Consider the following 24,815-nt stretch of genomic DNA (forward strand, 5'->3'; position numbering starts at 1 on the left):
CGTTCTGCAGATTGTCCCGTTGATTGCCCTGCCCGGGCGAGCGAATCGCAACAAGAGTAGCGAGGAGACACATCCCCGCGACCGATCCCAGACGGCCAGGCAGACTTCGGAGAGTCCCGTGAACCGGATAGCAGCAAGGACGCGACGCCTTGAATCACACACTCCAACGCAGGGCGCGACCGGTAGCCAGCGGCGGCTCCTGATAGACATAAACGACGGACTCATAGCGGCGTCACGGTTTCTCGACCTCGTCGGGGCTGACCACATCGAACTGGTGACCGTGACCAGTAACCGTGTCAGCCTCCAGCCCGCCGACCTGAACGAGGGCGAGCAGATCGCCCGCGCACTGGGGCTGAACAACCCCATGGATCACCGAATGTTCGTGCCCGGCAACACGCTGTGGACCGGTGAACGCCACGGCCTGGAAGTCCAGGTCCGATCGGTGCTGCGCGGAGCAGTGACCCGATGAACGCCGCGACCACTACTTGCACCCGCACGCTCGTGGCGCTCGACATCGATGGGACGCTCGTAGATGACGGGAACAAGATCCCATCCGGCACAGTCGACGCCCTGGACCTGGTCCGTGCTGCCGGACACGAGATCGTGCTCGCCACCGGTCGATCACTGATCGGACTGATGCCGATCGCGGTCCGGCTGGGGCTGACCGATGGATGGGGTGTGTGCTCCAACGGCGCTCTGACCGTGCGGCTGGACCGTTCCGCACCTTCCGGCTTCGACGTCGTTACGGCTCGCACCTTCTATCCGGGGCCGGTGATCCGCCGGGCAATGGAGATGGTTCCGGTAGTGCGGATCGCGGTCGAAGAAGTCGGTTGGGGTTGGCGCACCAACACTCCGTTCGAGCCCGGCGAACTCAACGGTCAGCAGAAACTCGTCCCACTGGGCGATCTGGTGGCCCAACCCGCCACCCGGGTCGTGCTCGTCGGGCCGGGTATTCGCCGGTTCACGGACGCGCTGCAGGCGACCGGGGTCACGGTCACCCCGATGGGGCCGGACTGGCTGGACGTCGGGGCACGGGACGTGAACAAGGCGGTCGCGCTCGATGGCGTGCGAATGGGTCTGGACATCCCGGCCGAGCGCACACTGGCGATCGGAGACGGCGTCAACGACCTCGACATGCTCACCTGGGCCGCACGCTCAGTCGCGATGGGGCACGCGCCCGCGATCGTGCGCAGCGCCGCCGACGAAACCACCGGCACCATCGACCAGGCTGGAGCCCTGTCCGTCCTAACCTCGCTCGTCCCGACCGTGGATGCTTCGTTGTCGCCGCTGGCTGCGCAGATCGCTACCGCTGAGGCCAGTGCGCCGGGCCCTGTGGTCCTGCGAGTGTGGCACGGCGCAGGGCCGGACCTGTCTCGGTGTGAAGCCTGGACGCTTCAGACCGGTCACTGGGTGAGGCACGCGCCGATCCCGTCCGGCGTCGGCACCACGATGCGTGCGATTGAGACTGCCGCCCTGGCAGCCGGGTTGCCCTACCCACGTGGGGACGAGGGTCGCCGCCGCGCCCAGTGGCGCAGCGTCACCGGACACGGCACGGCCGGGTTCGAGCTACCCCTCAGCAGCCTCTAAACAGTCGCGGCCCACTGAGCAGTTCGTTCGCGGGCAGCTCGCGTCCTGACGCATACCCGAGTGACCCAAGCGGGTGACGGCTGCGTCTGAGAACTCGGATGTGACGGGTGATCCGATCTACCTCTTGACGCGCTCGGCGACCTATCGGAACGGAAGACACGGCGTGCGACGGCGGCGGCCATGTCGTGGCGTGCGAACGTCACATGGTGAGCTCCTGAAAGGGCTCGCCACGCTCGCGTCCCCTTTCTCACGAGCGGTGTCGGCCACGTGAAACCCAGATGGAACCCGAGGCTCGCTGCGGGCACTTAGTCTGTGTGACCAGTGCTCCAGCCGCTGCGGCCGCGTCTTCGCAGCCGATCCGCTCCGTAAACTCGATCAACGTGCGCTCTCGACCGTCCGTCACGACTGCTGCTACCCACGAGGATCTGCACATGGAGGCTGCGGATGATGCCTTGTGGCGGGCCGTAGTCACGCAGAACGACGCGGCAGCATTCGGTGCGATCTATGACCGCCACTGCGACTCGATCTATCGCTACCTCGCTCGACGCCTGGACAACCGTGAGCTGACCGAGGACCTCATGTCGACCGTCTTCCTCGAGGCGTGGCGCTGCCGCGCTCGAGCCAGTCTCGAGAACGGCTCTCCACTGCCATGGCTGTTCGGAATCGCGAGAATGACCCTGCGGCGCAACGCACGGACCGCTGTGCGTGCACGTCGGGCCTTCGCGAGGCTCACCGCTGAACCTGACCAGGCCGATCATGCAGATGGCGTCGCTGAGGCAGTTGACCGTGAGGTGGACGCGAGGCGTGTGCTGGCCGCGTTCCGGCGGCTCCGCAAGATCGATCAGGACGTCATCGAACTGTGCCTCTGGCAGGGCCTCGATCACGCATCTGCATCGAACTCTCTTGGAGTGCCTGTAGGCACGGTGAAGAGTCGGCTCTCGCGCGCTCGCACCCGACTGCAGAACCTATTCGACGAGGAAATCGCAAAGGAGTCATGATGAATGATCGATTTGATTCTGCCCCGGACGTCGAGCCGCTGTCCGCGGACCGCCGCCAACAGATCAGGACCGCGGTCCTTGAGGGGATCAGCGCCAGGCCGGAGCGTTCATCGCGCCGCCATGTGGCGCAGATCGGTGGCGCGATGGTAGCCGTGGCGGTGCTAGGAGTCGGCGTGGTGATCGGGACGAACGTCCTGCGTGATCAGCAGAGCTTGGTCCCGCTCGCCGCGGCGGCCGGAAGCGTGCCGGTGTCCATCGCGGAGTGTTCACCTGCTGAAACGACGGATCCGAGTGCCCTGGAGGGCGCCACCTATCTCCTTCAGGCGCCGACGCCCGCCGCGCTAAGCGACGTGTGGATGACCGTTGACGAGTGTCCTCGTGCCACCCCTGTCGCGGCCTACTACAGGGCAGATGGGTCTCCGGACGATGCTGTGCTGACCATCTGGAGTGGCGATGCGCAGACCCCCCTGGGCCCGCTTGAGAACTTCGAGGGCGCGGAACGTGTCTCGCTCTCCTCAGGGACAGATGACGCCTGGCTCGTCGACCTTGGCTGGGGTGTCTGGGTCGAGTGGCGTACCGATAGTGACAGCTACCTCGTCACGTCCGCCGGCCTGGATCGCGACACGGTTATGTCGGTCGCGCGCTCATACGACGGTGAGACGTCCGCGGAAGCAGCAGCCCTTGCTCCTCCTGGCCTTGAGGCCATCACACCGCTGCCGTCGTCCGATCGCGACGCGACCTGGTACGCCCAGTACGGCAACCCCGATCCGACGGAGAAGGACGGCGAGCCCTGGGTTCAGATCCAGGTCGAGCTGAGCGGGGCACCCTGGGCTGCTCATGCAAGCGTCAACCCGATCCCGGACGACGGGCTCTCAGTTCCGGCACCGGCTGGCACTGCCGTGCGGAGCGGCGACAACGGGGGGTTCAGGTATGCAACCTGGACAACCGATACCGGCGCCGAGGTTCAGCTCATGGCCAACCTCTCAGAGGCTGAGGTCCTCGAGCTCGCAAGCGACCTGGAACTTGTCGGACCGCATGACCCGCTACTCGAACGCTTCGACCTCACCAGCCCTCGCACGGGTGGCCCGGCCCTTTAGGGACACGGACCAGGGCTAGTCGCGAGATGACCAAAGGCCTCCGGGTCGAGTCGGAACCGTCCAGGGACCGCCTCGAACCGGAGGTCTCTCTCATGCCGCGGGCCAACGCGTGGCTGAGGGACACGTCGTAGCCTCCTCCCTAAATTCGGATGGCCTCACGGACCTCTCCCAGCAGCGCCGGACCGCGGCAAGTGTCGAGCGTCGTGGGGAGCAGTACTCGGGCTCGCGGGTGGCGCTGCAGCCGAGGCGTGGCTTCATTTCACCCGGACTTATGGTGACACGGCCCTATTTGCCCTGTTAGACATCTCGCTGGGTCCGAACCCAGTCGGGCCGCATCGGCGAGAGGGGACATCTCTATGAGAAGCAAGCCGAGGTTGCTCGCTAGCGCGTGGCGAGGTGTGGCAGTCCTGCTAGGGGTCATCGCTGCTTTGGCACTGTCTACTGCACCGGCAAGCGCCGACCTGAGCCAGTGCGCTCCCGGACAGGTCTGCCTGTGGGAGGACGACTCCTACGTACCCGGCTACTACGGGATCTACGGCACGGCCAACAACATGGATGCCGTCCGCTGGTCAGTCGGTGGACGGTCGGCTTTCGTCGGCAACAACTCGTCGTCGTCGGCCGGGTACGGCAACGAGTGCAACGTCAGCCTCTACGAGAGCGCCAACCAGTCCGGGCACTACTTCAACTACCACCGCCCCTCGATCGGTGGAACCTACCGCGACCCCAACCACTCCAACGGTGCAGGCTGGGGACCATACGCAGCAGAAGATTGGGACAACCGGGTGTCGTCGAACCGGTGGTACTGCGCCTGATGCCCAGCCGCCTCATTTCGCCTGCCCCCAAGGCCATGGCCTTGGGGGCAGGTGTCGCTGCACTGCTCGCGCTTGGCGGATGCACCGCGCTGGGCGACCAGAGTCCGGATCCCTCCGGCTCAGCCGAGAAGGGCACGGCAAACTACGTCCCCAACCCGGATAGCCCGTTCGCGAAGGCCGATGTCGATCCCGAGTCGGGCACTATCACCTTGCCAGTGGATCGCTACTTCCCTACGGAGGGCGAGCTTCGCACGGTTCATGATGCCCGGGGACTGGCGATGGCTGCGTGCGCTGCGGAGAGTGGAATGGAAGTGCCGTGGCGTCCAGGCATCCCTGAGATCGGGGGCAGCAGGTTGTATGGCGTTTGGCTGTCCGACAGCGTCGCGGAGTTTGGCTACGCGGTGCCGACGACGCCTGAACGCGATGCTGCTCTCGCGAGGGATGCAGATGCGGAGCCCTACACGGATGGAGAACTCCAGATACTGGACGAGTGCTACGCGCGGCCAGAAATCCAGGAGCTGTCCGAGGAAGCCATCCCTCTGACGATCCCCTTGGGCACAGAGATGACCGGAGTATCGGACGCAGCCCTGGACAGCGCTGAGGGCCAACGCGTGTTCGCGGACTTGGACGTGTGCTTGCAAGATGCCGGCCTCGAGCGCATGCCACACGTGGATCGCTACTTGATACGCGGAACGTCACAGGAGATCACGGAGCAGAATATCCAGACCGCGCTCAAGGAGGTCGAGTGCAAGACGTCCGTCGAGTTTGTCGCACGTCTCGCCGCCATCGAGGCCCAGTATCAGGCACCGGTCGTGGAAAAATACGAGTACGAGCTCGCAGAGCTCCGAGCAGATTTTGACGCGTTGGTCGAACGGGCGCGGCAGTATCTCTCAGCGCACAGGCCCGCGTCCTAGCGGTATGACGAGATGAAGCTAAGCACGACTCACAGCAAGTGGTGGCTTCCGGCGTGGCTCGTGGTCAGCGGCCTACTGATGGCCGTGGCATTTCTCGGCGGCACGCTCGTCGATAGCCCGTTGCAGGATGCCGTCCAGAACTCCGAGCGAGAAATCCAAGCGACGTGGGCCGTCGAATTGCGGTCTGCCGCTCCGGAAGTTGAGCCGATCGAGGGTTCTGTTAGATCAGGTGCTCGAATCGAAGCCGGTGCAAGCATAGGCGCCGGGGAAGAGGCCACACGCGAGGTCGTTACTGCAACCAGCGCCGCAGTTGGCGACCGGGTGAGTTCGGGCGACGCGCCCGTCTTCGTTTCCAGCCGGCCCTTGATCTTGCTTGCCCTGCGGGTGCCCCTCTACCGGGACCTGCACCCTGGCGATGTTGGCGAAGACGTCACCGACCTGCAGCAGGCGCTGAGGGATCTGGGTCTGTACGCCGGAACGGCGGATGGTGAGTACGGCGCAAGGACAGCTGTCGCGGTCAAGAGCCTCTACGAGCGGCACCATGCCACGCCGCCCTCGCCAGCAGAGGAGAGCGTCGAAGCGGTGAAACAGCTTGAGGCTGAACTGAAGCAAAAGAGGGAAGAGCTCACCCAGATCGAAGTAGAGATCGAGCGGGCCGCAACGCCGGAGCAGGGCGTACCCGAACCGATGGCTACGGACGATCCCATGTTCTCCGAGGCATCAGAGGACGAGGCAGACGCAACCACTACCGACGTATTGGTGGAGTTGCGCGCCGCAGCACAGCGCGCCGTCGAACAACTCGAGGAAGACCTCTCCGACGCCCGTACCGCCACGCTGACCTGGCTGCCACAATCGGAAATTCTAGCGATCCCGGCTGGAACTAGCACGGTTGCTTCCGTACAGCCCCTGGGTACGATCCTCGACCAAGAAGAGTCTCCCGTCATCTCACTCGCCGCAGGAATTCCTTACATCGAGGCTCGGATTCGTGTCGATCAAGCTCCCGACTTCACTAAGGGAAGTCCAGTATCTGTTGCACTAGTCGGCAACGAATCGGAGCCCCTGAATGGGACGGTGAGAAGAGTTGGAGAATTCACCGATGGAAGCGAGGTGGAGGGCGACTCGGCGTTCCCGGGTTATTTACTAGGAGTTTCAGTGAACGATGGCGAGATCCCCTCCGAGGGGGAGAGCGTTTTGATCAGGCCCAAACAGAAGGTGGCAGAAGTCAGCGGTCCATCGGTGCCACTGACCGCCTTGCGGCAAGACGCAGAGGGCCCGTACGTCCTCGTCGCTCCACCCTCTCATCCCGAGTCCTCTGAGGGCTCGGAGCCTCGCCACGTGGCCGTTCAGCCCCTCCTCCAGGACGGTGGATTCGTCATCCTCGAGGAGGGTGAGCTCACCGAGGGCATGAACGTCATACTCGAGGGCTCAGGATGACGCGCGCATTCCTGCAGGCGCAAAGGATATCCCGCACATTCCCCGGGCCGCCGGAGGTCGAGGCGCTGAGGCGGGCGTCGCTGGCGATGGATCTTGGCGAGAGAGTGACAATCCTGGGAAAGTCGGGGTCCGGGAAATCTACGCTGATGAACATATTGGGGCTTCTCGACGCCCCAGATGGTGGCAAGTACCACCTAGGAGGCGTCGACACTTCGACGTTGAGCAACCGAGGCCTCGACGGTGTTCGAGCTCGTGACCTCGGATTCGTGTTCCAGGCGTTCCATGTGCTGGGGCACAAGAGTGTGTATGAGAATGTCAACTTGAAACTTGCAACGGTTGGCACTCCTCGTGCAGTTCGGCGCGAGGTAATCGAAGCGGCTCTTTCGCAGGTGAGTCTTGCGCATCGCATTAGTTCTCCCGCACGCCTCCTGTCCGGCGGCGAGAAGCAGCGCCTCGCCATCGCCAGAGCGATCGTGGGCCGACCGCGGGTGATTTTCGCCGACGAACCTACTGGCAATCTGGACCCTGAGACAGCCGCAGAGGTTCGCACCTTGTTGTCCACGCTTGCGGAGACCGGCATCGCAGTCCTGGTCATCAGCCACGACCCCGATATGGCGGCGTGGGCCGACCGGCGCCTCACCTTGATAGACGGCGTGCTCGAATGAAGGCGCTGCGCCGAGCAATTGACCGTGTCAGAGACGAGATCGACGACTCGGCCGGGCACTTGACCGATCGGATCGGCAGGACGCTACTCCTTCTCCTGGCCGTTGCATTCAGCACTGGATCCCTTGTTGCAGCGATCGGCGTGAGCGCGTCGGCGAGCTCGCAGATCCGCGCCGACATCGCCGCCGCGGTACTCAACAAGGTCTCGATCTCGGCGGCCGGCGACGCAGGCGCGAGTGATACTCGGCTCTTCCAGGAAGGCTCTGCTGAAGCTGTTTGCAGGTTAGAGCTCGTCACCGCCTGTGGGCTGCGAATCGAAATCGACGCTTCCCTCGCCCGCGTTTCAACGCTTGCCGGGCAAGCCACCAGCGTCGTTACGATCGCCGCACAGTCGGGATACCTAAGCGCCGACGAGATCGTGGCGAGCGACGGTAGTCAGCTACTGGACGCGCAGGATCCGTTTGATGTGGCTCTCGTTGGTCCGGAAGCCGCCGAGGCGCTTGGGATTCCACCTACAGCCACTGTGACCGATGGATACCAGATCAACGTTGCCGGGCGGCCAGTTGAAGTCGTCGGGCTGATCAGCTCAGAGGCCGACACTCGCGCTTACAGCAACGTTGTCGTCATTCCGTACGCGATGGGTCTTGAGGTGGCAGGTGGCGATGGATCGGCTCAACTGCTTGTCGCCACAGAACCCGGCGGCGGCGGTCCCGTCGCCGCAGTCGCCCGGGAGGCAGCCCGACCTGACCGACCAGAGATTCTCCAAGTAACCCGGGTAGCGACCATGCAGGAGGTGCGGACGGGCGTCGACGTACAGCTGACCAGGCTGGCTACGGCGGTCTCGGTCGTCCTGATTGTGCTCACCACCCTGGTCATCGGAAATGCGCTGCTCACCTCCGTCGTGGCCCGGACAGTTGAAATCGGCGTCCGGCGGGCACTTGGTGGAACGCGAGCGTCGGTTGCCCGCCTGCTGGTCAATGAAGGCGTCCTGCTCGGGTTTCTCGGCGGGATGGCAGGTGCAGGCGCGGGCATGTGCGTGACGCTCGTTGTCTCGGCACTGAACGACTGGGACTTCTCACCCCCACTGGTCGCGTTCGTGGCTCCCGCCGTAGGCGTCTTGTCGGGCGCGATCGCGTCAGCGGTCCCTGCTGTGATCGCAATGCGCATCCAGCCCTCGCTGGCGATGCGGTGGGACTAGGGCCTGATTGATTCGCAGTTCGAGGCCAGCGGCTTCGTGAACTGGGGCCCGCATAGTAGAAGTGCCGAGAGCGCCAGGCCATTCTGGACGCAACCTCAAACCTGTGGCTTTTCAGAAGGCGACCTTCGTGCAGCAATTCAGCCGAGAACCGGACCGGCTGGGTGACTTGAAGGTGGCACGTGGGGTACGTGGCTGACACGGATCAACTTCTGCACCAGGGCGCGGATCCGGTGGGCATCGTCGCGCTGGGCGATGGTGGTGGGCGGGGCACCCAGCAGGCCGCCCCCTGTCACGGTGTAGCGGTCGCGGTAGGCGGCCACGGCGATGACGGTGTCCTGCCAGGCGCGTTCGGCCGGGCCGTGAGGACGTGGCGGCAGGTGTCGGGTCCAGGGTTGGCGATCGCGAAGGGCATTCTCTGCGATAGTGCGGGCGCGCTGCTCAATGAGTTCGGCGCGGCTGTCGAGGGCTTTGCGGACATCGTCAGGGACGGGGCCCTGTGCGCGTGGGACAAGTCCGGCGATCCTGTTCCGCCCGGTGGACGCGCTAGTCGCTGCACGGCTGAGCCGGTCGTACAGGACAGCTGCGGCGTCGTCTGCGTCGTACAGGCTCCGGGCTGCCGCAAGCCTGGGTAGCAGACGTGCCACGTCATGACCGTCGCCCTCGGCCCGGCGCAGTTCGGCGCACAGCGGCCCGAACGCGGCGGACTCCACGACCTGGGCGATGTCCCGGGCGGTGAAGCCTTCGCCTGCCAGGGTGTGCGCGACCAGTCGCGTCCAGCGCGGTCGTTGAGCATGGGCGGCGATCGTGTCGTACTCGGCAGCGAGCTGCGCGATCGATCCCCACCGGTGCTCCTCGTCGCGGTGGGTCTGGTGTGCGGAGGGTTCGGCGCCGACCCGGTGCAGGATGCCCGCCAGGACGGCGTGTGCTGCGGCCTGCTCGGGCAGGTCGGGGTCGATCGCTGCGCCGATGGTGTGTTCGTGGTTGTGGTCGCGGTCGGGCTGGTCGACGGGCACGAACACGGTGTTCGTCGCGCGGCCTCGAGTGAGGGCGACGTACAGGTTCTCCCGGCTCATGCTCGGGCTCGCGACCGTGTACGCGGTATCCACGGTCAGGCCTTGGGCGCGATGTGCGGTGATCGCGTACCCAAGGTCGACGTGCTCGGCCACGTAAGCGGCGGGCAGCCGGACCATCTGACCACTGAGCTGCTGGCGGTCGACGTTCCGGGCATCGGTGTGCGCGTCGGGGTCGATCCGCTGTGCGGTGATTGATCCGTCGTGGTGGACGGTCGTGATCTGCCAGCGGTCGCCGTTGCGGACCCATCCGGCGTGTCCGTGGCGCAGGGTGCGGTCGTTGCGGCGGGTGAGGATCAGGTCTCCGGCCGAGGCGCGGGTCTGCCCGGCCAGGCGGACCGTGTTGCCGTCGGAGACACGTCCGGTCAGGACGCGTTCGGCGCGGGCGCGACGGTTGAGGTCGTTCATCGTGGCGGTGTCCGGCACGACCAGCACCGACGACAACCCCTTCTCGGTGTCGGACTTCCACGCCGTGTAGGCGGCGTCGGTCATGTCCTCGGTGGTGCCCGCCTGGATACGCCCGTGCTCCTGGTAGGTGGCCAGGATGTCGGGGTCGCCATCGCGCAGGCGGAGTGTGGCGCGCTTCTCCCAGTCGGCGCGGAAGCGGTGAACCTCGGTCAGGGTGGGGACGTCACCAGTCGTCCGGGCCCGCTCGCCAGTCAGGAGCGTCAGGGTGCCACCGGTCTCCACAGCGGGGAGCTGGGCCGGGTCACCAACAAGGAGCACCTTCGCGCCGGCCTCGACGGCGGCCCGGGTCAGACGGTCCAGGGTGTGCGTCCCTGCCAGGGATGCCTCGTCCACAATCACCAGTTGCCCATCCGTGAACTGTGCCCGTCCGTGGTGGTGGCGGGTGAGCCACATCGCGGTGTTCTCGCACTCGATACCCAGCTCGGTGCCCAAGACGTCAGCAGCGGCGGCGGAGGGTGCCAGGCCCACAACGGTGCCGGGTCCGTACCGCTGTTCCCACAGGGCGCGCAGCGCACGCAGGGTGGTGGTCTTACCGGTCCCGGCCGGACCGACCAACAGGTCCAGACGGCGGCCGGAGCCTGCCACCGCTGTGACGGCTTCGGCCTGCGAGGCGTCGAGCACGCCTTGCCGCACACCCTGGTCCAGGACCGTCCGGAGCCGGGCCGTCTTCAGGGCCGGTGCGGTGTGGTCGTCCATGAGTCCGAGGAGTCGTTTCTCGGCGTCCAGGACGGCCTGGGAGGTGAACACCGTGGCGTACTTGGGACGCAAGGTGCTGCTGCCGTCGCCGCGTTGCATGGCCTCGGGTGTGGGGGCGAGCTCCGGCGGGGTCAGGGTGACCGAGCCGCCCTCGGCCAGGGCGACGATCCGCGCCACGACCTCGACACGGTCTTGGTGGGTGGTGAAGCGCCGCTCCATGATCTGGCGTTCGGCCTCGGCCCACAGGTTCCAGTGCTTCCATGTCGCCCGCTTGTCCCCCACCACGGCCAGCACGAGCGCGGCAGCCTGGGTGACCGCGTCCTGGGGGACATCGTCGGCCGCAAAGGTGCGCCCCGGTTCATTGGCAGCAGCGGCTAGTAGTCCGCGCGCCCACTCGCTCGGGCCCTGGCCCAAGATGCGCTCGGCACGCTGACGCCACTGCTCGGCCAGGTCGGCCAGGGACTCGATCGTCTTGGGCGGGCGCGTGGCCAGGGTCGCTTGTTCCCGCAACTGGTTGATCGTGCCGGGTGTGGGGGTGCGGCCGTGCTTCTCGCGGTACTCGTCGATGAGCTGGTCGGCGCAGTGCTCGATCTCGGCCGACCGGGAGGAGAACTCCTCGATCAGTTCGTCGCTGACGCCGACGATCTCGAACCTCGGGTTGCGGTCCTTGCCGCGCGCTCGTCGCTCCCACTTCACGCCTAAGGTGCCGGTGAGACGGTCGGCCAGGACCGCGTTGTAGTGCTCGCTGAACGCCACGTTCGCGTTGAACAACGCCCGTGAGTCCAGGGTGCGCCACTTGCCGTCGGTCACGGCCAGGACCTTGTTCGCGATCACGACGTGCGTGTGCAGCTGCGGGTCGTGCGCGCGGGAGTCCCAATGATCGAACGCGGTCGCGATCACACCGGTGACGTCCACCTGCATGATGGACCCGTCCCCGGCATCGGTACCCGTCCGCGTGGCAGCGATGTGGTCCTCGATGAACCGGGTGGTCTCCGCCATCGCGGCACGGTGTGCGCCCAGGATCACCGCCTGCGTGGTGCGGTCCGACAGGCCCCACAGCACCGAGACCGACTTCGGTGGTGAGAAGGTCAGGTCGAACCCTGCGACCGGGCCTCTCTTCCCGGCTAGCTTCTCGTCCTGGACGATTTCGTCCACCGCGGTCTGCCGGTCCTCCGCGCTCAGGTTCGGGTCCAGGGCTGCGGCCCTCTTCTCGATCCGCTCAGCCAGGGGCACGATCTTGGCGTGCGCACGGCCCAGCGGTTCGGCCGTGACCGGGTCACGGCCCGCCTCCAAGAGCCGCTGGAGCTGCGTGGTGGTGACGCGCTGCCCGGGGGCGAGCACTCCTCCGCCGCCGAGGTCGTCGACTCCGCGTCCGAGCCAGTACCCGGGCGGGGTGCCGGCCTCGGTGTAGTACGCGATGACCGGGTCCATGCCCGCGCCGTCGTCGGGGCTGGGGAAATCGCAGTCGGCGTTGACCACGGACCTGGTCAGGTACTCGGTCCCGTTGCCCACGCCCATCGCGTGCACGCTCACCGCCACGACCAACCACCGGCCTTGGGGTGTGCGGGCGAGGTGTGCGGTACCCGGTGCGCCAACGGTGCCGTCGCGGGCCAACGCCAACGTTCCTGTCGCTCCTCAACTGCCTGAGGTGTGCTGCGTTTCCAGGTGACGAACCCCGCGTACGTCGTCGCCCGCCTGTGACTTGCCAGCCGCGCGCCGTCGTCCGTACCGCTGCCGTCGCTCGGTGCACACGCTGCATGTGTCAAGCTCGCTGCAACGTGCCGCTGCTCAGTCACGTGAACCGGGCAGGAGGGAACAGCGGGGCGGGACCCCCGGGCGATGACCCACTCCGCTGCGTCGTCGGACGTCTCGGGGCGCATCGCCAGCGCGTGCTGGTGCGGGCTGGTGGCGTTGCCGTCAACGACTACGGGGCCCGGACACCGAAGTGTCCGAGCCCCGTTCCCTAGTCTGCCCCTGCCAGAGGAGTCAGGCCGCTGTGTGCTTGGCACCAGCCGCCTCCTGCGCAGCCAACCAGGCCATCACCTTCGAGCGCCGGTAGACCACCCGGCGCGGACCGAGCCGGAACGAGACCGGCCCCGTCCCGATGTACCGCCACCACCGCAGCGTGTTCTCCGGCACGCCCAGCAGGTCAGAGACCTCCCGGGTGCGCAGCATCGGATCGTCCTTCTGCGCAGCCGTATCCGTTCCGGCGTCCGTCGTGACAACCACAAGCACCGCCCTCCTTCGACGATGTCGGCACGGGATGACCCGGTGTCACCACGGTTGCGCGCCGCCTCCGTAGCACACCAATTTATCACACACCAATTTGACGTTCCGAGACAGTGCGCACCACAACGGTTACTCTGGGGACATGGACGAAGACGAAGTCATTGGCGCCAACCTGCGCCGGTACCGAACGGACCGAGGCATCACCCAGGCGAAGTTCGCCATGGCACTCATGAGCAACGGCGTCGGCGGCATGTACCCGCAGACCATCCAGAAGATCGAACGCGGCCAGCGACCATTGCGCTTCTTCGAAGGGCTCGTCGCCGCACGCGTCCTCGACGTCGAGCCCGGAGCGCTCTACGACCTCGACCCCGAAGCCGACGTCGACCGTGACGCCGCCAAGCTCGCACGCGACATCACCTATGCGGTCGAGGCCTACGAGGCCGCCGGGGACGGCCTCAACGACATCTGCAACGAGGCCGAGGAATTCCTCCGCGACGCATCAGATCTGAACGCCGCAAGCCGACGCTGGATCGAGAACGCCCTCAATGCGGCACGCCCCGACCGCAAGACGGATAACGCCAGCGTCGGACCGTCCGACCCTGGCCCCCAACCTCCCGCACCCGAGGAGAACTGACATGGCGACCGCATGGGTCGAAGATCGCTGGCTCGACAGCGACGGCGAGAAGACCAAAGACTTCGGGCGAGGCAAGCGGTGGCGGGTCCGCTATCGCGACCCGGGCAAGCGCCTGCGCGCCGAGTCGTACAAGCTCAAGACCAACGCCGAGCGCCGCCGCGACGAGCTGTCAGCCGAAATTCTGATGGGCCGCTTCGTCGATCCGGACGCCGGCAAGGTCACGTTCAAGGAGTACGCCGAACACTGGCGCAAGCTCCAGGTCCATCGCGGCAACACGGAGGACCAGATCGACGTGGTCCTTGAGATCCGGACGTACCCACGGCTCGGAGACCTGTCTCTCGCCTCGATCGACTCCGAGGACATCCAGTCATGGGTCAAGTGGCTCTCGACCGCCGCGATCACTCTGGGTGAGGGCAAGACCAAGGGGTACGCCCCAGCCACCGTAGGTGTGACCCATCGGATCGTGTCCGGCATCTTCAAGTCCGCCGTCGCGACGAATCGGATCACGTCGAACCCGTGCGCGGGCACACGCCTGCCGAAGAAGACGCCCAAGCGCGTCAAGCCGATTCCGACCGAGTCGCTGTGGTCGCTCATCGACGCCTTCCCCGAGAGGTTCCGGGGCCTCATCCTGTTCACCGCGTGCACGGGACTCCGGCAGGGTGAGGCGTTCGGCCTCACCTTGGATCGGCTCGACTTCGACAACAAGATCATGCACGTTGACCGGCAGATCACCGGGTCGGTTGCGGGCAAGCCGACATTCGGGCCGCTCAAGACCGAAGCAAGTTATCGAGAGGTGCCGCTGTCGGCGTCCACGGTCAAGGCCCTGAAGGAGTACATGGGCAAGTTCCCACCGGGACCTGACGGCTTGGTCTTCACCAACACCGAGAATGGCGCACTGCGCCGCTCGGCGTTCTGGGATACCTGGCGACGCGCGCTCAAGGTGGCGAAGCTCTCAGGCTTCACCTTCCACGATCTGCGCCACTACTACGCGAGCCTGCTCATCCGTCACGGCGCGTCCGTCAAGGCGGTCCAGGCCCGGCTGGGCCACAAGAACGCCAGTGAGACGCTGGACACCTACTCGCACCTGTGGCCCGACGAGGACGATCAGACGCGTACCGCGATTGACCTCGTCCTGAGCACTCGTCCGACCAAGTCCGCAGCGTCGAAAGCCGCGTGAGCGGCCTTGGCCTGTTGGAAGCGACGGTCACCACAGCTCACGCGGGAACGACACCGGCCTCTCCCCTGGTCCTCAACCCCCTCGCCCTCCCGGCTAGCGCAGCTCGTCCGGGTCAGCGGTGCCGAGTTCAATCCTCATTTGGGTTCGTATGTCGCTGAGACCTTCCAGAGCGTCCATCACCTTGTCTAGCACCGCCTGGACGCTGCCATCGTCGTCCCGCTGCTTCAGCAATTCGACTGCCCGTGCTGCTTGGTTGACTGTCAGAGTCAGCCTACCGAGACGTCCGCTGACATCGTTTGTGACGTATAGCGACCCAAATGCATGCGCTTCGCGCAGCACTGCGAATCGGCTGCGGATTTCTTCGTGATTGTCCGGAACCTCATTGCGAAAGGCTCCAGGCCGCTGGTCGTACACCGTGTCGCTCAGGATGTCTTCCAGAGCTCTGCGAGCGACCTCGATTCGGACATAGGCGTCACTGATTCGATCTTGGTGCCGCTCAAGGCGCTTCGACTCGCGCGCCGCAGCCGCAGCCTTCTCGATGTTGACAGTCGTGCGCCAGTTAGTGAAGAAAACGCCCACCAGGGCAACGAGTGCGACCACGAGCGGCGACCCGAGCGCGTACCACAGCACCCAGTCGGGAAGTGAGGACAGATCCATGGGAAGAGGATGGCAGACGACCCGATACCGGTTGGCCATCGGCAACAGCGGCTGATTGGAGCCAACGGTTAGCGACGTTCAGCATGCTCTATTGCTCGGTCGACGCCGTAGACGCCCAGTTCGACCAGACGATCGAGAATGTCCAACAGCGCCGAGACGCGCTTCCTGTCACGTGTCTGCGCAAGACCTCGAACGACGAGCTCCGAGATGTAGTGCGCATCGCCAGCTGCGCCGGTCCGGATGTCCGCTACGTCGCTGCCATGGATGTCGAGGAAGCGGTGTGCAGCGAGGTCGACCAGGTCATCCACCTTGTCGGGTGCATCTTGCAAGCTGATCAGCAGTTGTGGGGTAGCGTGGACATAGCTCGGCGATGCGATCAGGTCCGCAAGAAGGCTGGCAAGCGGACGCAGGTTGTGCCCTCTGAGGTGAATGGCGAGCTGACCGACTGCCTTGCGAATCTCATCGTCATCGTCGTGCATTCAGCCGGCGTAGTGTCGCGAGAACGAGTTCGGAGTTTGCGGCGCGATCCACCCTGGCGCTGCACACACTGGCCGCGCCAGTCCGAACGTCGATGTCACCGGCGAGCACTCGTTCCATGAGGTGCGGACGCTCCCACTGGAGCGCCGCGAACGCAGCCATGCTGCCGCCCGCGTGCTTGACCTCCGGGTTCTCTGACTCAAGCATGCGGTCGATCACTGGGTCGATCTGCTCTGGGTCGGCGTTGCCGATGTAATGCATCAGTTTGTCAACGAGGTCTGATGCGAGAAGGATGTCGTCGGTGTCAATCAGGCGCTCAAAAGCCTCGTATGCCGTTGGCCGTGCGTGTCGAAGGCAGGCGGCAATAGTGTGGGCGACGCAGGATCGCACGCTCAGGACCGGATCGCTGGCGAGCACGACCAAGTAAGGGCTGACCAGGCTGGTGCGCGAACCGTCTGCGTCATGGATCAGGAGGTCGCCAAGCTCCTCGGCGAGGCCGCCTCTTGCGGTATTGATGCCGTTATGGCGCAGATCGCGACCGGGGCGATCGTTGTCCTGGCGGGTAAAGACTGGCCGGTTTTCCTTCGGGTCCGGTGCGTGCAGAGCGCGGTCTCTGACCATCTCGACTAGGTCGAGCGGTGTGTCGTCAAGGAGGCGCCGCAGGGACCATCCGAGCCAGCGATCGCATTCGCTCAGCCCGAGACTCGTGATGTGCCGGATGGCATCGAAGACGGCTGGCTGCGCCTCAGTCGGGATCGTCGCCTCACCGAAGCCCCACAGTATGGCGTTGGGATAGGCCGCGTTCGTCGTGGCAGACAATTGCATCGCTAGACCGGCGAACCGCAGCGGATCCTCGACAGTACGTTCCTTGAGTGCCTGCGACAGTTCGTGAGCACCGCCGCGCGGACCAGCCCACTCGCGGTCGTCGTTGTCGTGCTTGGCCATGGCGCGGAGCCACTGCTTGTTGGACATCTTGCCTGTCGCGTTGGCGTTGATTGGTGAGCCGACGGTGTAGGTGATGATGCCGGTTGGTGGAGGCGGTGCTTCGATGCCGAACTTTCGTTGGTATTCGGCAAGTCGTCGCGAGGCCGTGAGGCTCAGTCGGCCATGATCGAGTGCCGACAAGAATTTGAATGCTGTGTACCCGAACGACCGCCCCCGTTCGTACGGAACACTCAGGTCACGCAGTTCATTTTCGAGCAGTGCGTGGACCTCGTCGGAGACACGTGGCGCGATGGCTTCGACAACCTCGCGCGAGAGCCAGGTGCCGTCTGAGAGATATCCGCTCCTAAGTCGGTTACCACCTTCGAGGATCACTTCAGAGGCCCAGACAGTGAAGTGTTCGACACCGGCGATAAGCGCTCGGAAAAGTAGAGCTTGGGCTGCGTCGTGCTCGTCCGCAGCCAGCGTGCGCAGCAGCAACTCGACCGACTCTGGTGTGGTCGACGCCAACCTGGCGAGCGCGTTGGCCGCGCCGTTGTAAAGCGCGTCTTCAACTTCGCGAGAACCTTCTTCTTCTGAACGCATTCGGAGGCTGAAGTGTCGGTCGTACAGCGGCGCATCGCCCTGGCGTTCAAAGTGCGTCTGCTGCATCACAACGAGGAGATAGGGCACCACTACCTCAACAAATGCCCGGGGTTCCGACTTGCTGGACTGTTCGATGAGTTGAATGGCACTGTAATCGCTCAAAGCAAGCATGCTGACCTTGCCGTCTGCGTCCGTCAACAGAGCAGACGGGCTATCAACGAAACTGGCCTTCAGAAGCTTAATCGCCCAAAGTGGCTCGTGCAAAGCAAGGTCATGCGCCGACAACCATATATTGTGCTCGACTGGGTTGAAGCCGCCAGATCGCACCGCGTCCAGCATAAGATCGAACACCGGCTGGTTCTGATGCAGTTCGGCGCGCTGCATAAGCCAACCGAGCCATATCAGATACTCGGGTGCATGGCGGCGCGACGTCAGGATTTCCGCCACTATCGCGCCGCGATCGGCTCCGGCGTTGGCTAGCCATGTAACGCCTCGCTCGCGCAGCGCCTGATCGTCGCTGTCAAGCCACCCCTCGATCAATCCTCGGTCGTGGAGCACATCGAACCAACTCGAGCGGGCGATCTGCTGCCATAGGCGTCTCGTCAGGGGCGAGTCGGCCTCACTGATGTGCAGGACGAGGTCGAGGTCTTCGTCCGTCGGCGCGCTTACGTCGGCGAAGACGATCATGACCGTCTCTTTGATATGGAAGCGGATGTCGAATTCTGCCAGTACCGCCCCGACTTCCGTTCGGAAACGCGCTGGATCACGTTCGCGCAGGAGTTCAAGAATCTGACGCACCTGGGCCCGCCGGAACAGCTCTTGCTCCTGTGCGCAGAGGAACTCGACCATTGACTGCTGTCGCGACAACCACTGGCGCGCGAAGGTGTAATCGAAGAACGTTTCGTGAAAGAACGAGACGCGATCGCCGTCGATGGCCAGGACTTGCTCGGACGCCAGCACGTGGGCGTCACTGATGTAGTCATCTGCGTCGAGAATATCGATGGACACAGAGAGGGTTTGCTGATCGCTCGCAGTGTTGGCAATGCGCGCCAACACATCATTGAAGCGAACCTCTGGACGATAGTCGTTGATGGTCTGGCGCTTGCGCTGCCAGAACGCCTCGAACAGCGATCCACGGGAGGTGAAGTTGAGCGCGCCAGGCTGGGAGGCGACGGTTTCGAGCAGCACGAGGTTCAGCGGCGACTTCAGCAGCTCCCGCTGCGTCGAAGTGAGCGCTGCGGCGTCGAGACCCATCGCCTCTACGGCACCAGTAACAGCTCCGTCAGGCAGGGGCTTGACGGTGAGGCGCTCAACGTCCGGCCGAGCGTCGAGCCTGCGAATGCGGTGATCGTTTTCGACGTCGAATAGACGGCAGGCCAAGATGACCCGGACCCCATCAACTGCCATTGCTTCGTCGATCAGGTCGGCGATGACGTCGTAGCGCTCGGACAGGCGCCCCGATGCGAGTGAAACGGCATCAAGCTGGTCGATAATCAGGAGGGCATCGCGGCCATCGGCGGCCATCCGCAGCGAGGCTACTGGCGAGGTAGATAGGCCCAACTGCTTTCCCAACCCGGCTGTCGAACTGAACCCCCCGCGACGGTCGAGCCGGAACGCCAACACCTCTGCGCCCTGAGATTCGAGTCCACTCGCTGCCTGATAGACGACCGCACTCTTGCCGCCGCCGCCAGTGCCGACGACCAGCGCCAAACGCGTCGTGCTCATCAGCTCGATGAGATCGGCGGACTCGGTTCGTGGAATGGGCGGGCTGAGCAATTCTCGCTCCACGGTATGGCGCCAGCTCTTGGTCGCGGCGTGCACCTCGTCGTGAGCAGTCCGTTTCGCCGTGCCGTGGCGCGGGGATATGCCGTGACGGGCCAGTCTTTCGAGTAGCTCGCGCTTACTGAGACGCTGGCGGAGGCTTTCGAGCAGCACATTGCCGACAGCGATGGGTAGCAGCGAGGCGATGGCGCCCTCCAGCATCGTGTCGGCGAGCATGGCGTTCGTCTTGATGAGCTGTTGTTCATCCCCGACCTCGAACCACATGCCGCGAAGCATCTGCCAAGCGATTTCCGCGCTGCCAAAGACGTTCGAGGCTGAGAGTTGATCGAAGACCGGGCTCAACTGGTTGGTGAGCTGGCGCGTCATGAATTGCTGGACATCGACGGACTGTCGAGCCCATTCGCTAAGCACGCGTAGCGGCGCGCACGGGGTCATCGAACTGAAGTGATATTCGCGGCCGGCCGCCACGTGCCGCGACGCTGCCGTGAAGATCCCGCGACTGCGCAGAGCGGCAACCGTCCAATGATCGTTGATGCTGTGCTGGCGCTTCACCTGCGTGACGGCCACGGAGCCGCGCTCGTCAACGAACGTGAACTCAGAGCCTTCGGCAAGGTCTGGATCGAGATCCTCGAAGGTGATGCTGCGCCGCTCGTCTTGGATGCACCGCAAGGCATGGTGTATGGCCCAGGACAGCTCATATTGGTTGCCGAGCTTGTCGGCAACCCCGCCACTGGCGCTACTTCTGCGCGGCGCAGTCGTGCCCGACTGATCCACATCCTCCATGGGGACCATTCTGCGCGGTGTGACGCCGCCTGTGCGGGACCCCGCTCCAAGGACTCACCACACGACTGACAGCGACCCAACCCACCCGAAACTTGCAGCTGCTCCAGCGATCCCGCGTGCCGCGTCGCCAAATAGAACTCCCACAAGAGGTAAACGACCTGCGGCTGAGGCCAGCGCGGTACACAGCCATGTGTACCCAATGTGTACCGGTCACCTTCGGCCAGTGCTCCGCTGCAGGTCAGAGCGTTAAAAGCGGACGAGCCAGCCTGTACGCCGGGTTCTGTTCCCGCGCGCGGTTACCCCCGCGCGGGCGACGGTCATCCATCTAGGCCCTGCGTTGCCGCAGGGCTCGAGCGGTCTACCCGACTGTGCTTCTCAGAAGAGAATCGGGCGGGCAGCCCTCAAACACAGTCTGTCTGACCTTGCTCCAGGTGGGGTTTACCTAGCCGCTACCGTCACCGGCAGCGCTGGTGGTCTCTTACACCACCGTTTCACCCTTACCCCCGGTCCGAAGACCGTGGGCGGTCTGTTTTCTGTGGCACTGTCCCGCGGGTCACCCCGGGTGGCTGTTAACCACCACCTTGCCCTGTGGAGCCCGGACGTTCCTCGGCGGGCGCCCGAGGGCACCCAACGCGACCGTCCGACCGACTCGTCCGCAGGTAGAAGAGTACCTGCCGCCAAGTGATCACACCGCCCGTCAAACCTGGCGGCGACCTAGGCTAGGCGGGTGCTCCTGCTTCTTCCGCCCTCCGAGGGCAAGACGCCCGCCCCCGACGGCGCCGCCCCCTTCGACCTGAACGCTCTGGCCCACCCGGAGCTCACGGCGCTGCGCGAGCAGGTGCTGGCCGCGCTCGCACAGGTCAGCGCACGCCCCGGAGCGACGTCGGCCCTGGGAGTGAGCGACGGGCTCGCCGAGGAGGTGGCGCGGAACACCGCGCTGCACGCAGCGCCCGCAGCCCGCGCGGCCGAGGTCTACACGGGGGTCCTGTACGCGGCCGCCGGTCTCGCCGCCCTGCCCGACGCCGCCGCGCGGCGCGCCCAGGCGAGCGTCCTCACCTTCTCCGGCCTGTGGGGCGTCGTCGCGCCCGATGACCGCATCCCCGCCTATCGGCTCGGTATGGGCATCGCCCTGCCCGACGTCGGCCGGCTCGCCACGTTCTGGAAGCCCGCCCTCTCCGCGGCGCTCGACGCACGGGCCGCCGGCGACGTCGTCGTCGACTGCCGGTCCGCGACGTACGTCGCGGCATGGCGACCGACGACGACGGGCACCGACCGAACCAAGGCCACCGAATGGGTGGAGGTGCGCGTGCTGCGCGAGACCGACGGCAAGCGGACCGTGGTGTCGCACAACGCCAAGCACACGCGAGGCGTGCTCGCCGGGCACCTGCTGCGCCGCGAGAACGAGGCCCGGACCAGCGAGGACGTGCTCAAAGCCGCGCAGGAGCTGGTCGGATCCGTGGTGCTCACCGAGATCGGCTCAGGCAAGGACCAGACGCTGATCGAGGCGAGCCTCCTGACCGGCAGACCGCGCGGTCCAAGGACCCTGGAGCTCGTCCTCGCCTGAGGGTGGCGCCCGCGTCCATAGAGCGGTTGGATAGCGGCTCATGAGCATCATCGGAACCAGCGACAGCGGCGTCGCCGAAGGTCGTGGCCTTACCGGCGCCCGGATCGCAGTGGCCGCGGCGTTCTTCGCACAGGGCTTCGTCTTCATCAGCCTCACCACCCGCCTGCCAGCGTTCCTGGAGCGGTGGGGGCTCGACGAGGTGACGCTCTCGCTGCTGCTGCTCATGATGATTCTGCTCGCCGGCGTGGGCTCACTCGTCACCGAGTGGGTGGTGCGGCACTCCGGCAGCGCGGTCATGCTCCGGCTCGGGCTGTGGCTGATGGTCCTCGCCGTCCCGGCGCTCACGCTGGCCCCCGCGGTCGGCGTGTTCGTGGGCGGGATCGCGGTCTACGGCCTCGCGCTCGGCCTGGTCGACGCCACCACCAACATGCAGGCCGTCGACCTTGAGCACCGGTACGGCCGACCAATACTGCCGTCGTCCCACGGGTACTGGACCACCGGCGGCATCCTGGCCGCCGTCGTCGCGCTCGCCACGGGGCACCTCTCCCCCACGATCGGTGTGTTCGTCGCCGTGGTGCCGCTGGTCATCGCGTTCGCGCCGTACCTGCCGCGGGTCGCACGCGAGTCCCGGGGTGTTCCCGGGATGCCGTACGGCGGAGCCAGTCTGACGCGGCCGGTCGTGAACCCGGTGGTGACTACACCGTCAGGCCTTGGGACGACGGCGACCGGGTCGGGTGCTGGGACGGTGGGCGCCGGAACGTCTGCGGCGGGGCCGATCCCCTGGGGGCCCATCTGGCTCGTGGGGATCGGGCTGGTCGTGTTCTACATGGCCGACACCGCCGCGGCCGCGTGGGGCCCCGTCCTCCTCGCGCTCGATCTCGGCGCTCCCAGCAACCTGGTCGCGCTCGCCTCCCTGCCCTACCTCGTGGCCTCGATGCTGGTCCGCCTGGCGGGCGGGGCCCTCGTGACCCGGTTCGGTGTGGTGGTGCTGCTGCGGGTCGGGGCCGTCGTGGCGTTCGGGGCACTGGCGCTGGTGGCGCTCGCGCCGTCCTGGCCAGTGGCGGTGGCGGGTTTCGCGATCCTCGGCGGCTCGATCGCCCTGGTGGCGCCACTCAGCTTCTCGGCGGCGGGGCGCATCGCTGCGCTCTCGGCAACCGGCCCGGCAGCGGGTTCGGCAAGCGGCTCAACGGAGCCCGACCGCGCCCGCACCGACACCGTCATCGCGCGCTTCAACCAGTTCAACTATCTGGGCGCCTTGCTCGGTGCGGTGCTCACCGGATTTGTCGGCGCGTTCAGCCTGCGGGCCGGGTTCTTCCTGTCCGCCGTGCTGGTGCTGGCCCTGATCCCGCTCGCGCCGGCTTTCGCCCGGGGAACGCTGCGCCGTCCGGAGAGCGAGCCGGTCACCGGGCCGGGCGACGAACCAGTCAGCCGTCAGTAGGAACCCCGACGGCGGTGACCTCCGTGGTGCCGTCCTCCCAGAGCCGCAGCACCGACAGCGACGCAGGCGGGATCCGCAGCCGCGCCCAGTGCGAGGCCGGCGCCCCCATTGCCTGCCCGACGGCGGTCCGGATCTGCGCCGCGTGCCCCGCCACCACGACCGTGCGGTCCACACCGCCGGCCAGCAGGTCGGCGAGGCCGTCCCACACCCGGGCGCCGAGCTGCGCGTACGACTCACCGCCGGGCGGCACAAAGGTGCCGGTCAGGTGCCACTGCGCCAGCTCGCCCGGCCAGCCCTGCTCGATCTCCGGGGCGGTCAGCCCCTCCCAGTCCCCGAACCGGCACTCGGCGAACCGGTCGTCGGTCGTGATGTTCAGCCCGAGACGTCGTCCGACGGCGGCCGCCGTCTCCTGGGTGCGCACCGTCGGCGAGGCGACGAGCGCCGTCGGACGCGGCAGGTCCGGCCAGAGGCCGCCGACGCGCACCCCGCCCGAGGACCCTGCGCCGGTCCGGGCCGGGCGCCCGATGCGGTACACGGCGTCCGCGGCCTGCGCCGCCTGGAGCCGGCCGCGGGTGTTCAGCGACGGGCCCGGCACGTCCGACCCGGAGTACCCGCCAGCCTCCGTCATGGGCGTCACACCGTGCCGGAGGAGCACCACGGTGAGCGGCAGAGCGCCGTCGAACCGGGTGATCGCCGCCGGCGGGCGCCGGTGCGTGTCGAACCCGGGAGCCTCGCTCATCCGGCGGCGGCGCCCGTCGTCGCGCCGGACGCGACGCGGACCAGGATGCGGCCGCACTCCTCGCAACGCACCACCGCGTCGGGTGCCGCTGCCTTGATCGCCGCCACGTCGGTGGGCGGCAGGTCCATGCGGCAGCCCTCGCAGCGGTTGCCGTTCAGCACCGCCGCACCCGTACCGCCGAGCTGCGCGCGGATCTTCTCGTAGAGCGTGACCAGAGCGGTGTCGAGCCCCTCGGACGCCGTCGCACGGCTGACCGTGAGCGCCTCGACCTGGGCGTCGAGGTCGGCCCAGCCCGCGTCGCGCTCCGCCTCGACCCTGGACTTCTCCGCCACGAGCTCGCCGTTGGCCTCCTCGACCTTGGCCAGCGCGTCCTGGTGGGCCTCGAGCCGCTCCATGACGTCGAGCTCGACCTCTTCCAGCGCCGCCTTGCGCGTGGCGAGCGCGCTCAGCTCGTCGGTGAGCGCGACGGCGTCCTTGGCGCTCACGCCACCCGACTCGAGTCGCTGCTGGTCCCGCGTGGCGCGGTTGCGCACCTGCTCGACGTCGTTCTCCGCCTTGGTGAGCTCACGCTTCAGGTCGGCCACCCGGGTGCGTGACTCGACGAGCGAGGCGCGCAGGTCGGCGATCCGGCCGTCGAGCTCGGTCAGCGTCGCGAGCGCGGGCAGGTTCTTGCGCTGATGGGCGAGCTGCTGTGCCCGGGTGTCGAGCGCCTGGACCTCCAGCAGCCTGCGCTGGTCTTCGGGCGGTGCGGTAGCCACGGGAGGCGTCCTCTCGGTCGGGTTCGGTGGGGGGCGGGCGGTGGTCCAACGCTACCTCGCGCTCGACGGCCCGGGGCACGCCCTGTGGACAACCGGGAACGGCGTGACCGGCG

At 66.2% G+C, this 24,815-nt stretch carries 20 protein-coding genes and 1 other RNA gene; 13 read left to right on the top strand and 8 right to left on the bottom strand.

The features are described from left to right. Nucleotides 1–118 precede the first annotated feature (118 nt). The 9 genes from AB1046_RS08985 to AB1046_RS09025 all read left to right on the top strand — a co-directional run bounded on the left by AB1046_RS08985 (nucleotide 119) and on the right by AB1046_RS09025 (nucleotide 8,703). Entirely contained in the window at nucleotides 119–469 is a 351-nt protein-coding gene (locus AB1046_RS08985; RefSeq protein WP_369374466.1) for a hypothetical protein, read from the top strand. Next, on the top strand, nucleotides 466–1,587 hold the full coding sequence (locus tag AB1046_RS08990) for an HAD family hydrolase (protein ID WP_369374468.1): 1,122 nt from the start codon (nucleotides 466–468) through the stop codon (nucleotides 1,585–1,587). Before AB1046_RS08985 ends, AB1046_RS08990 begins: the two co-directional genes overlap by 4 nt. Nucleotides 1,588–2,018: 431 nt before the next feature. Then, on the top strand, nucleotides 2,019–2,585 hold the full coding sequence (locus AB1046_RS08995; RefSeq protein WP_369374470.1) for an RNA polymerase sigma factor: 567 nt from the start codon (nucleotides 2,019–2,021) through the stop codon (nucleotides 2,583–2,585). Next, complete coding sequence (locus tag AB1046_RS09000) at nucleotides 2,585–3,682, top strand: hypothetical protein (protein ID WP_369374472.1); 1,098 nt, start codon at nucleotides 2,585–2,587, stop codon at nucleotides 3,680–3,682. Before AB1046_RS08995 ends, AB1046_RS09000 begins: the two co-directional genes overlap by 1 nt. A gap of 428 nt (nucleotides 3,683–4,110) precedes the next feature. Next, nucleotides 4,111–4,494, top strand: a complete 384-nt coding sequence (locus AB1046_RS09005) for a hypothetical protein (protein WP_369374474.1) — start codon at nucleotides 4,111–4,113, stop codon at nucleotides 4,492–4,494. Beyond that, entirely contained in the window at nucleotides 4,494–5,408 is a 915-nt protein-coding gene (locus AB1046_RS09010) for a hypothetical protein (RefSeq protein WP_369374476.1), read from the top strand. The genes AB1046_RS09005 and AB1046_RS09010 overlap by 1 nt, the downstream gene beginning before the upstream one ends. 12 nt (nucleotides 5,409–5,420) lie before the next feature. Then, entirely contained in the window at nucleotides 5,421–6,842 is a 1,422-nt protein-coding gene (locus AB1046_RS09015; RefSeq protein ID WP_369374478.1) for a peptidoglycan-binding protein, read from the top strand. Beyond that, nucleotides 6,839–7,507 (top strand): ABC transporter ATP-binding protein, encoded by a 669-nt coding sequence (locus AB1046_RS09020; RefSeq protein WP_369374480.1) that lies wholly within the window; start codon nucleotides 6,839–6,841, stop codon nucleotides 7,505–7,507. Before AB1046_RS09015 ends, AB1046_RS09020 begins: the two co-directional genes overlap by 4 nt. Continuing rightward, nucleotides 7,504–8,703: an ABC transporter permease gene (locus AB1046_RS09025; protein WP_369374482.1), complete on the top strand. Its 1,200-nt coding sequence runs from the start codon at nucleotides 7,504–7,506 to the stop codon at nucleotides 8,701–8,703. Before AB1046_RS09020 ends, AB1046_RS09025 begins: the two co-directional genes overlap by 4 nt. A 137-nt stretch (nucleotides 8,704–8,840) precedes the next feature. On the opposite strand, the gene mobF is transcribed toward AB1046_RS09025, so the two are convergent. Both mobF and AB1046_RS09035 read right to left on the bottom strand, forming a co-directional pair. Then, nucleotides 8,841–12,557 (bottom strand): MobF family relaxase, encoded by a 3,717-nt coding sequence (gene mobF, locus AB1046_RS09030; protein WP_369374484.1) that lies wholly within the window; start codon nucleotides 12,555–12,557, stop codon nucleotides 8,841–8,843. 366 nt (nucleotides 12,558–12,923) lie between these two features. Then, nucleotides 12,924–13,172, bottom strand: coding sequence for a helix-turn-helix transcriptional regulator (locus AB1046_RS09035; protein ID WP_369374486.1), 249 nt, complete (start codon nucleotides 13,170–13,172; stop codon nucleotides 12,924–12,926). 136 nt (nucleotides 13,173–13,308) lie between these two features. On the opposite strand from AB1046_RS09035, the gene AB1046_RS09040 reads away from it, so the two are divergent. Continuing rightward, nucleotides 13,309–13,800, top strand: a complete 492-nt coding sequence (locus tag AB1046_RS09040; RefSeq protein ID WP_369374488.1) for a helix-turn-helix domain-containing protein — start codon at nucleotides 13,309–13,311, stop codon at nucleotides 13,798–13,800. Nucleotide 13,801: 1 nt separating this feature from the next. Next, a complete protein-coding gene (locus tag AB1046_RS09045; protein ID WP_369374490.1) occupies nucleotides 13,802–14,977 on the top strand; it encodes a tyrosine-type recombinase/integrase in 1,176 nt (391 codons plus the stop codon). Between the two features lie 93 nt (nucleotides 14,978–15,070). On the opposite strand, the gene AB1046_RS09050 is transcribed toward AB1046_RS09045, so the two are convergent. From AB1046_RS09050 to rnpB, 4 genes are all read right to left on the bottom strand, one after another. Continuing rightward, nucleotides 15,071–15,634 (bottom strand): hypothetical protein, encoded by a 564-nt coding sequence (locus AB1046_RS09050; protein ID WP_369374492.1) that lies wholly within the window; start codon nucleotides 15,632–15,634, stop codon nucleotides 15,071–15,073. Nucleotides 15,635–15,702: 68 nt separating this feature from the next. Beyond that, nucleotides 15,703–16,113, bottom strand: coding sequence for a hypothetical protein (locus AB1046_RS09055; RefSeq protein ID WP_369374494.1), 411 nt, complete (start codon nucleotides 16,111–16,113; stop codon nucleotides 15,703–15,705). Then, entirely contained in the window at nucleotides 16,100–20,203 is a 4,104-nt protein-coding gene (locus AB1046_RS09060) for a hypothetical protein (RefSeq protein ID WP_369374496.1), read from the bottom strand. The genes AB1046_RS09055 and AB1046_RS09060 overlap by 14 nt, the downstream gene beginning before the upstream one ends. Before the next feature lie 253 nt (nucleotides 20,204–20,456). Next, nucleotides 20,457–20,855, bottom strand: an RNA gene (rnpB, locus tag AB1046_RS09065) — RNase P RNA component class A. A 75-nt stretch (nucleotides 20,856–20,930) separates the two neighbouring features. Here rnpB and AB1046_RS09070 point away from each other — a divergent pair. Both AB1046_RS09070 and AB1046_RS09075 read left to right on the top strand, forming a co-directional pair. Next, a complete protein-coding gene (locus AB1046_RS09070; RefSeq protein WP_369374498.1) occupies nucleotides 20,931–21,767 on the top strand; it encodes a YaaA family protein in 837 nt (278 codons plus the stop codon). A gap of 40 nt (nucleotides 21,768–21,807) precedes the next feature. Continuing rightward, nucleotides 21,808–23,205 (top strand): MFS transporter, encoded by a 1,398-nt coding sequence (locus AB1046_RS09075; RefSeq protein ID WP_369374500.1) that lies wholly within the window; start codon nucleotides 21,808–21,810, stop codon nucleotides 23,203–23,205. Here AB1046_RS09075 and AB1046_RS09080 read toward each other — a convergent pair. Beyond that, nucleotides 23,192–23,944: a histidine phosphatase family protein gene (locus AB1046_RS09080; RefSeq protein WP_369374502.1), complete on the bottom strand. Its 753-nt coding sequence runs from the start codon at nucleotides 23,942–23,944 to the stop codon at nucleotides 23,192–23,194. The genes AB1046_RS09075 and AB1046_RS09080 overlap by 14 nt on opposite strands. Beyond that, a complete protein-coding gene (locus AB1046_RS09085; protein ID WP_369374504.1) occupies nucleotides 23,941–24,702 on the bottom strand; it encodes a zinc ribbon domain-containing protein in 762 nt (253 codons plus the stop codon). The genes AB1046_RS09080 and AB1046_RS09085 overlap by 4 nt, the downstream gene beginning before the upstream one ends. Nucleotides 24,703–24,815: the final 113 nt, after the last annotated feature.

This window comes from Promicromonospora sp. Populi (assembly GCF_041081105.1).
Classification (GTDB): domain Bacteria; phylum Actinomycetota; class Actinomycetes; order Actinomycetales; family Cellulomonadaceae; genus Promicromonospora.

What these genes read in the sequence shown, in the direction of transcription:
- AB1046_RS08990 (WP_369374468.1), top strand. Translation starts at nt 466, where the DNA reads ATGAACGCCGCGACCACTACTTGCACCCGCACGCTCGTGGCGCTCGAC.
- AB1046_RS08995 (WP_369374470.1), top strand. Translation starts at nt 2,019, where the DNA reads ATGGAGGCTGCGGATGATGCCTTGTGGCGGGCCGTAGTCACGCAGAAC.
- AB1046_RS09000 (WP_369374472.1), top strand. Translation starts at nt 2,585, where the DNA reads ATGAATGATCGATTTGATTCTGCCCCGGACGTCGAGCCGCTGTCCGCG.
- AB1046_RS09010 (WP_369374476.1), top strand. Translation starts at nt 4,494, where the DNA reads ATGCCCAGCCGCCTCATTTCGCCTGCCCCCAAGGCCATGGCCTTGGGG.
- AB1046_RS09015 (WP_369374478.1), top strand. Translation starts at nt 5,421, where the DNA reads ATGAAGCTAAGCACGACTCACAGCAAGTGGTGGCTTCCGGCGTGGCTC.
- AB1046_RS09020 (WP_369374480.1), top strand. Translation starts at nt 6,839, where the DNA reads ATGACGCGCGCATTCCTGCAGGCGCAAAGGATATCCCGCACATTCCCC.
- AB1046_RS09025 (WP_369374482.1), top strand. Translation starts at nt 7,504, where the DNA reads ATGAAGGCGCTGCGCCGAGCAATTGACCGTGTCAGAGACGAGATCGAC.
- AB1046_RS09040 (WP_369374488.1), top strand. Translation starts at nt 13,309, where the DNA reads ATGGACGAAGACGAAGTCATTGGCGCCAACCTGCGCCGGTACCGAACG.
- AB1046_RS09045 (WP_369374490.1), top strand. Translation starts at nt 13,802, where the DNA reads ATGGCGACCGCATGGGTCGAAGATCGCTGGCTCGACAGCGACGGCGAG.
- AB1046_RS09050 (WP_369374492.1), bottom strand. Translation starts at nt 15,634, where the DNA reads ATGGATCTGTCCTCACTTCCCGACTGGGTGCTGTGGTACGCGCTCGGG.
- AB1046_RS09055 (WP_369374494.1), bottom strand. Translation starts at nt 16,113, where the DNA reads ATGCACGACGATGACGATGAGATTCGCAAGGCAGTCGGTCAGCTCGCC.
- AB1046_RS09060 (WP_369374496.1), bottom strand. Translation starts at nt 20,203, where the DNA reads ATGGAGGATGTGGATCAGTCGGGCACGACTGCGCCGCGCAGAAGTAGC.
- AB1046_RS09075 (WP_369374500.1), top strand. Translation starts at nt 21,808, where the DNA reads ATGAGCATCATCGGAACCAGCGACAGCGGCGTCGCCGAAGGTCGTGGC.
- AB1046_RS09080 (WP_369374502.1), bottom strand. Translation starts at nt 23,944, where the DNA reads ATGAGCGAGGCTCCCGGGTTCGACACGCACCGGCGCCCGCCGGCGGCG.